General features: G+C 61.4%; 5 protein-coding genes and 3 pseudogenes. 5 read left to right on the top strand and 3 right to left on the bottom strand.

Translation table 11 applies throughout. The features are described 5' to 3' along the window. Nucleotides 1-984, top strand: a 984-nt coding sequence (locus tag EN984_RS14595; RefSeq protein ID WP_245480065.1) for an autotransporter domain-containing protein, incomplete at its 5' end; no start/stop codon positions are given. Between the two features lie 219 nt (nucleotides 985-1,203). Further along, nucleotides 1,204-2,203, top strand: a pseudogene (locus tag EN984_RS38770) (tyrosine-type recombinase/integrase); the annotation flags it as partial. 382 nt (nucleotides 2,204-2,585) lie between these two features. On the opposite strand, the gene EN984_RS14605 reads toward EN984_RS38770, so the two are convergent. Beyond that, nucleotides 2,586-2,924 carry a nucleotidyl transferase AbiEii/AbiGii toxin family protein gene (locus tag EN984_RS14605; RefSeq protein WP_126063908.1) on the bottom strand — a complete coding sequence of 113 codons (339 nt, stop codon included), beginning with the start codon at nucleotides 2,922-2,924 and terminating at the stop codon, nucleotides 2,586-2,588. A gap of 52 nt (nucleotides 2,925-2,976) precedes the next feature. On the opposite strand from EN984_RS14605, the gene EN984_RS37695 reads away from it, so the two are divergent. Beyond that, complete coding sequence (locus EN984_RS37695; protein ID WP_164748801.1) at nucleotides 2,977-3,258, top strand: hypothetical protein; 282 nt, start codon at nucleotides 2,977-2,979, stop codon at nucleotides 3,256-3,258. 109 nt (nucleotides 3,259-3,367) lie between these two features. Here the strand turns inward: EN984_RS37695 and EN984_RS14615 are convergent. Continuing rightward, nucleotides 3,368-3,562, bottom strand: a pseudogene (locus tag EN984_RS14615) (SMC-Scp complex subunit ScpB); the annotation flags it as partial. Nucleotides 3,563-4,530: 968 nt separating this feature from the next. Then, the gene (locus tag EN984_RS14625; RefSeq protein ID WP_127266638.1) at nucleotides 4,531-4,722 is read right to left on the bottom strand and encodes a hypothetical protein; all 192 of its coding nucleotides are present in this window, start codon (nucleotides 4,720-4,722) and stop codon (nucleotides 4,531-4,533) included. A 708-nt stretch (nucleotides 4,723-5,430) separates the two neighbouring features. Between EN984_RS14625 and EN984_RS14630 the strand changes: the two genes are divergently transcribed. After that, nucleotides 5,431-7,554 (top strand): prolyl oligopeptidase family serine peptidase, encoded by a 2,124-nt coding sequence (locus EN984_RS14630; protein ID WP_127266639.1) that lies wholly within the window; start codon nucleotides 5,431-5,433, stop codon nucleotides 7,552-7,554. A 76-nt stretch (nucleotides 7,555-7,630) separates the two neighbouring features. After that, nucleotides 7,631-7,839, top strand: a pseudogene (locus tag EN984_RS38205) (OmpW family protein); the annotation flags it as partial.

The following is a 7,839-nucleotide window of genomic DNA, read 5'->3' on the forward strand; positions in this document are numbered from 1 at the left end:
GTTCATGCTTCCATTCATAGCGGCCTCATCGAGGACAGTCATTCTGTACGCGATGCCGCGAGCGAACGGATCCGTGCGGCGTTCGACGGCGTCGGTGCCTCCAGCGTTCCGGTGATGACTTATGGGCTGGGTGGTCTGGAACTGGCCCCGGCAACGAGTGAGAATTTCGCCGTATGGGGCCGTGGCTTCGGCGCCTGGGGTCATCTCGACAGCGACGGCAATGCCGCCGGTCTCGATCACTCGACAGGCGGCTTTCTGGCTGGCGGTGACGCGGCTGTCGGCGAAAGCTGGCGGCTCGGCCTCATCAGCGGCTACAGCCATACCTCCTTGGAGGCGGACAATCGCGCGTCGTCGGGCTCGAGCGAGAATTACCATCTCGGTCTTTTTGCCGGCACGCAGAACGGCAATCTCGGTTTTCGTTCCGGCCTTGCCTATACCTGGCACAGCATCGAGACCGGCAGGTCCGTGGTCTTTTCAGGCTTCGCCGACAGCCTTTCGGCCGATTACGACGCCGGCACGTTCCAGGCCTTTGGCGAGCTCGGCTACCGTATCAATACGGCTTGGGCTTCCTTCGAGCCCTACGCTAATCTCGCTTATGTGAATTTTGACGCCGATGGCTTCACCGAGAATGGCGGCGCAGCCGCCTTGTCGAGCGGGGATCGCTCGAGCGACACGGCGTTTACCACGCTAGGTCTGCGTGCGTCGACGGTACTGACCCTCGGCACCGTGACTGCTACCGCGCGCGGCGGTCTTGGCTGGCGCCACGCCTTCGGCGACGTCAGGCCGGATACCGCTCTTGCCTTTGCTGGCGGTTCCTCCTTCGCCATCAAGGGCGTGCCGATCGCAAAGAACGCAGCTCTGCTCGAAGCTGGGCTGGACGTAAACATCACCGAGAACGCGACGTTCGGCATCGCCTATCAGGGACAGATCGCCTCGGATGCCCAGACACACGGGTTCAGCGCCAAGCTCGGCGTCCGTTTCTAAATCACCCGCAAAAGAGATTGGTTATGAAGTCAGTGAGTGCATTTTCTTTTACCGTCGTTCTCGGCTCAGCGACGGTGATGTCTGTGTCCGCCGCGCGAACGGACGATGCCTGCTACAACAAGGCACAAAGCCTATGATGACGCAATGTTCAATCGACGACCTGAAGCCAGTCGATGGCGAGCTTGACAAGCTCTACAAGGAGATGGAGACCCGGCTCAAAGAGTCCCGGCGCATGTCCAGGAACTGGTCGAGACCGCGAGGGGCTACAACGCCACCTCGGAGAACACGCGCGACGCCTACCCCAAGGATTGGCGGCATTTTTCCTCCTGGTGCCGGCGCGCTGGCTTCGATCCCCTGCCTCCGGGCTCGAAGGTGATCAGGCTCAATATCAGCGCCTGTGCCTTGGGCACCGCCGCCGGCGATCCGAAGCGTGGCGCCCCTGCCCTTTCGGTTGCGACCATCGAGCGGCGGCTTTCCGGCCTCGCCTGGAACTTTACCCAGCGCGGCCGGCCGTTGGACCGCGCGGAGCGGCATATCTATACGGTTCTTGCCGGCATTCGCCGCGCAAGCACGCAAAAGCCACCGCGGCAAAAAGAGGCGGTCCTGGCGACGATCTGCTGGCGATGATCGCCACCCTCGGCCACGACCTCAGGGCCTGCGCGACCGCGCTATTTTGCTCCTGGGCTGTGGCGGCGGCCTGCGGCGCTCCGAGATCGTCGGTCTCGACGTCATGCGCGACGACAACAGCGATGGCGCCGGCTGGATCGAAGATTTTTGACGGCAAGGGCTGCTGGTCACCCTGCGCGGCAAGACCGGCTGGCGCGAGGTCGAGGTCGGCCGCGGCTCCAGCGACCACACCTACCCCGTAGTCGCGCTCGAGAGCTGGATCCGCTTTGGCCGCATCGCACGTGGACCCCTGTTCCGCCGCATCTTCAAGGACAACAAGACCGTCGACGTCGAACGGCTCTCCGACAAGCACGTCGCCCGCCTGGTCAAGCAGGTGACGATCGCCGCCGGCGTCCCCTCCGATCTCCCGGAAGGGTAACGGGCGCTGCTGTTCTCGGGCCAGTCGCTGCGCGCCGGACTTGCCTCGTCGGCCGACGTCGAGGAGCGTTACGTGCAGAAGCAGCTCGGCCATGCCTCGGCCGAGATGACCCGCAAATATCAGCGGAGGCGCGGCAGATTCCGGACCAACCTCACCAAGGCGTCCGGGCTCTGAGAAACCCCTCCCCTCCCTCGGTTGGTCGCTAGGTCGTGGGGGTCAGGTTCTTTGAGTGATGACAACACCTCGTCGAGCACAGCGAACGCTGCGTCCAGACTGTCGGCGGCGACGCTTCGTAGTCAGGGCATGATCATCAGCTGTGCAATGGCGCGGCCGACGAATTCATTGTTGAGTTTTTCCATCCGCTGTCTGGTTCGAGCGACCTGTTCTGGGAGCGCACGCAGAGCGTTGACGACCTCGTCCAGTTGCGACCGGGCTGCGGCGGCGATGTCGAAGATGTCGCGCGGGTTGGCTTCCGAAATCCCCGGTAATAGACCTTCTTGGCGATGATTTCCGGGATGGTCTCGAGCCGCACGGTCCTGCCTTCCACCACGCGGGTCTAGAACGGCTTCGTTGTTAGCGCTCCGGCAACGATGAAGTCGATTTCGCCAACGTCTTCGAAGGCGAATTTCTGGAACCGAAGCCCGTCCCCCAAATAGTCGGACGGCATCGTTTCAAAGTGCAGGTGGCTTTTGGATGGTCGATGACCGAGCAATTGAGGGTCGTCGAGGAAGATATCGATGTCGTGGCTTTCGCGATGGCCGATCTGGATCATCATAGCCGTTCCGCCGCCAAATGACCATTCAAAGTCGTAGCCCCGGCATTCCCGCGAAGCTGGCCGATCAGGTCGATATAATACAAAAAAGCCGCCGCCATTCGGACGGGCGTCGGCTATCATGTCCAGCCATTACGCGGCGAGCGGATAGCTTTCGCCGGACCAGGCAGAGAACTTGGCGGCAAAAGCCTTCATCTCGTCGACCGCGAATGTGGTGCGCGGTTGCGAACTCGACTTGCTGGGCGAGAGGGACCTCGCCGAGAAAGGCGCTGACATGAGCGGGATGCTGCTTGGCCAAATCGAGATCCGCAAAGCAATCGGCCAGCGCCGCGTCGTCCAGCTGTACGCTGCAGGGCGCGTTCACGGTCGTCAAGACGGATGCCAAATGCTTGCTCATAATGGCCGCAAGGTAATCGTTTCGGGTCGGAGACACAAGTTGCCGCCTCCTTCGCCGTAGAGTGGCCCGATACAATCACGATCGATATTGCCACCTCTTATCGATAGTGATCGCATAGTTCCCTGATTCGACTCTCAACCGCTCATATTACTTCCATGTATCTGCTGCGCTAGCCCGTCCTGGCCTTGGAGTGTCGCTCCTCACCTCCTCCACCACTCACCAGCCCGATGGGAGTATCGCCCGCCAGCAGCTTCTCCTTGCTGAGCAGCGCGGCAACCTCAATCGCCTCGAAATCGGGCAAATCCCGCAGTGTGTCGAGGCCGAAGTGCAACAGGAAGGTCTTGGTCGTGACGTAGGTGTAAGGCGTGCCAAATTCAGCGGGCAGGCAGACGTTGACCCACACTTAGAGCATTGAGGCACTCGAGCCGCCCTCAGGCGGTGCCTCAAAAGCTCGCGGGCCAGATCGCCTCGGTTCGGAGACAGACAGGCTCAAGATATCCACGCCAGAGACGGCGAGCTGGAGCGTATGCTCGGCATTGCGAAGAAGAACATGTTGGCCTTTGCCGGGCGCCAGGCAGGACCGTCGCACGACCTGGCAATGCCAAGAGTTCGCACGGCGTTGTCTCCGACGATGCTGGCAGATGTTCTGCAATGACTGGCAACACATGGACGCACCAGAGCGGAACCAAAAACGATCGAATTTCGCCCATAAGACTCGGCGAAACAGAACACCCCAGCGTAACAGGTCGCCGGCCGACGCGACCAGGTCAAGCAAGGGTTGGTAAGACCAGCTATTGGCCTGCTGGCTTGCAGCGGTCACCTCACGCTGGAATGCTGGATTGCGGCGCAAAAACTCCCATGCCCTTTCGCGCGGCGTCATACCAGTGGTGCAGTCATATGATCGTTCATCCCGCCCATCAGCCTCGACCGCGCCAGTCACGAGAACTGCAGGCACGACTGTGCCCCCTTGCCCGCCCCCACGGACGTCCAAACATCATGCAATTTGGCAAAGCACCGGCGCCGAAGCCACCCGACCTCGATGACGCCATTTCGTCGAAGCATGTGTCGTCGGCACTGTGCAGGGCAGAAGCAGGCTGTCGGTCCCGCGCAGCGACAGCAAGCGCGGCCTGAGCATGCGAAGGGGGTCGCTTTGATAGGAGTGCCCGGCTGGGTTCCGTTCAGGACGTTCCCTGAAGACTTGGTGGCGTGGCGGTGGCTTCGACGCTGGTTGTGGGCAGGTTGTCGTAGCCCGGATGCTATAAGCTAATTTCCGCCATTGGAGGCTCAGTTTCACGCTATGCCAGCCCGTGTTGTACAGGTGAAGCCGACTGGTCAGTGGACCGCAAACGAACGGCGCGCCGCTTCTCTTTGGTGATGCTCGCGCCGCGCTTTCTTCGCTGACGGTATGGAGATGAAGCGCGGCATGCCCCTGTAGCAGCCGATTTCACAACCAGACTTGCGCCCGCACTGCCCCTGTTGCTGCGGCATACCAATGCGTGGCGTCAGGAAGACTTCGTCGACCATTAGCCGTCTCGCTGAGATACTACCGAGCCCGAGCTCCCCTATCCTAGACCCTCGTATCGCATATCGGACGGCCCCACATCAGCCCAAGTTGCCATGGGGACCAGCCCCATGCGTTCGCCCGAATGCAGCTTCCTGGCTTGATCGACAGCAACCCAGGGGACGGTGCAGGCCAAGATTGCGGCAGGGCTTGGGCAACCATCAGGTCGCCCAAGGGGTGCCCCACCCTTCTCCTCAGAACTCAGCTGCTTCCAGCTGGCGGCTGAAACTCACAGGCGCAGCCAGCTTGGTCTCTAACCGCATCGATCGCATCATGGTGTCTGCCATGAATCCGTGTGCGTGAAGCGCTCCAGAGCGAAGATGTTGGGCGTCAACCAGGTTCACCAATGAGCTTCACTGCTCGAGTTCTGCACGGTGTCACCGCCTGGCGCCGGAGGTTGATCCGGTGATTAGGAGGAGCACTCGTTGTCGGATTCTCGACGATGTCGGACATGTGACACAACGCTTCCAGAGCGATCGCGTTGTTCCGAAACGATTTTCCCAGTTGGCACGACGGTTGCGGTCCCTATGCGCAAAAGCACTGCGATGCCGCACCGACTGGAAGAACTCATCAATGATCACGCTTTTCGAACATGTGGGCGCCGCTACCAGCACTGAGCGTTCCCGAGCCGACGGAAGCCTCTATCCCTTCTTTCTGAAGGCTGTCCGGACATGAACGCATTTGATGTCCGTCCAACGCTGGATGCTCCCGACGACGATCCCTATGTCTGGCTTGAAGATGTAGAGGGCGAGCGGGCACTTGCCTGGGCCGCCGGCCAATCGGCAAAGACCCTGAAGCACTTCGGTGGAGCGCAATTCGAGCGCGACCGCGCGGCTCTGACAGCCATTTTCGACAATCGCGACAATCTTCCCCTGATCGCGCGCCGTAGTCAGTACCTCTACAATTACTGGCGAGATGACGGTAATCCACGCGGACTGTGGCGCCGGACCACCCTTGCCGCCTACATGAAGGCGGATCCCCAATGGGAGCTACTGCTCGATCTGGATGCTCTCGCGGCTAGCGACGGAGAGGACTGGATCTGGGACGGCGCGTCCATCGAGCCGGAGAGACGGGAAAGAGCCGTTCTGCGCCTGTCGCGCGGCGGCAGCGACGCGGTCGTGCATCGCGAATTCGACCTGATCTCTCTGAGCTTTGTCGCCGACGGCTTCAACCTCCCCGAGGCCAAAGGCTACGTTAATTGGCTGGACCCTGACACGCTTCTGCTTTCCAGTGCGCTTGGTAATGGCATGGCCACCCGCTCCGGCTATGCGCGCACCGTTCGACTGTGGAAGCGTGACGCGGATCCCCTCACCACGCCGGCAATCTTCGAGGCCGGGTTCGAAAGCTTCCAAGTGTCTGGTCATTCGGACCGCACCGGCCGCAGCGAGCGCCTTTGGTTCATCGAGCAGCCGGCCTTCTTCGAGAAGATCAGCTGGATCGGCGATAGGAGCGGGCCGAGGAGGCAGATCGATCTTCCTCGCGACGCGTCGTGGCGGGTCTTCGGCGACTGGCTGGCGGTAAGGCCGCGCAAGCCCTGGACGGTGGGAGGCACCACCCATCCCGCCGACGCGCTGATCGTCATCTCGCTTTCCTCTTTCCTCGCTGGCGGACGCCGTTTTGAGACCCTGTTTCAACCAGGGGAAAGGCGCTCCATGCAGTCATTCTTCTGGAATGACGGGAAGCTCATTATCTCTTACCTCGTCAATCTCGCACCGCGTTTCGAGATGTTCACTCCCGGCCACCAGGAATGGACGCGCCGAGTCCTGAACACCCTGCCCGCCGAAGGTACTGTCGACGTCTGGTCATTCGATGCGGCAGTTCACGAGACCAATGGAGAGGTCCTGATCTGTGCTCAGGATCCGATCACGCCGCCGCAGCTCTTGCTGTTCGATCTGAATGCCGCGCCGTCTCTCAGCGCTTCAGCAATCCTGAAGCGCAGCCCGGAGAATTTCGATGCATCCGGACTGGTGGTCACGCGCCACGAGGCAGTCTCTATCGATCATGAGCTGATCCCCTATACGCAGGTTGGTCCGGCGAACGGGAACGGAGATGCTCCGATTCACCTTTCCGCTTATGGCGGGTTCGGCGTATCACTCCTGCCCTACTACAACTCCCCGCTGGGCAAGCTGTGGCTCGAGCGCGGCGGCACGTGTGTCGAGGCGAACATCCGCGGCGGCGGCGAGTTCGGCACCCGCTGGCACGAAGCCGGGCGCAGGGAGGGCAAGCGTCTCGCCCATGACGATTTCGCCGCCGTTGCCGCCGACCTCGTGCGAAGGGGCATCACCCTGCCGAGGCGGATTGCCGCCGAGGGTGGCTCAAATGGCGGCCTGCTGATCGCAAACATGCTGACCCGCTATCCTGAGCATTTCGGGGCTCTGTTCTGCACAGCACCGCTTATCGACATGCGTCGCTACACCAAGCTCTTGGCGGGCGCGAGCTGGATCGACGAATATGGCGATCCGGACAAGGTTCACGATTGGGCTTTCCTGAAGGAAATCTCCGCCTATCACGCCGCAGCGCCGGGACAGCCCTATCCGCCTATCCTGATCGCCACCACGAAACGCGACGACCGCGTCCATCCGGGCCATGCGCGCAAGATGGCCGCAAAACTGCAGGCTCTTGGCTATCCCGCTTACTTCTACGAGGCCAGCGCAGGCGGGCACGGCTGCGGCGAGGACAATCGGGAGCAAGCCGCATTCATCAGTCTAGGCACCAATTTTCTCCGCAGCGCAATCGGCTTCAACGATCACCTTCCGGAGACGGCGGAACGCGTTGCACGCAAGTGGGGCATTTGAGGTCCATCAACAATTCATTCGAGCAGGAGACGAAATAGTGCAGTGCATCCTTTCTGAACATCAAGGAGTGAATCTCATGGCGAGAACGCGAATGGGCGTAGCGCGGGCAACAGCAGCGGCGGTGGCCCTGATCATGGTGGGACAGCAGGCCGTCGCCGCGGAGCCTGCGCAAGCAGAGACCGTCCTGGCGGAGACGGGAGCCTCGGTCACCGAAGCGCCAATCCCTTGGCAGGTCCGCCTGCGGGCGTTGGGCGTCGTTACGAAAGATCTGGGCTACGTTGATAC

Source organism: Mesorhizobium sp. M7A.F.Ca.CA.004.12.1.1 (assembly GCF_003997835.1).
Lineage (GTDB): Bacteria > Pseudomonadota > Alphaproteobacteria > Rhizobiales > Rhizobiaceae > Mesorhizobium.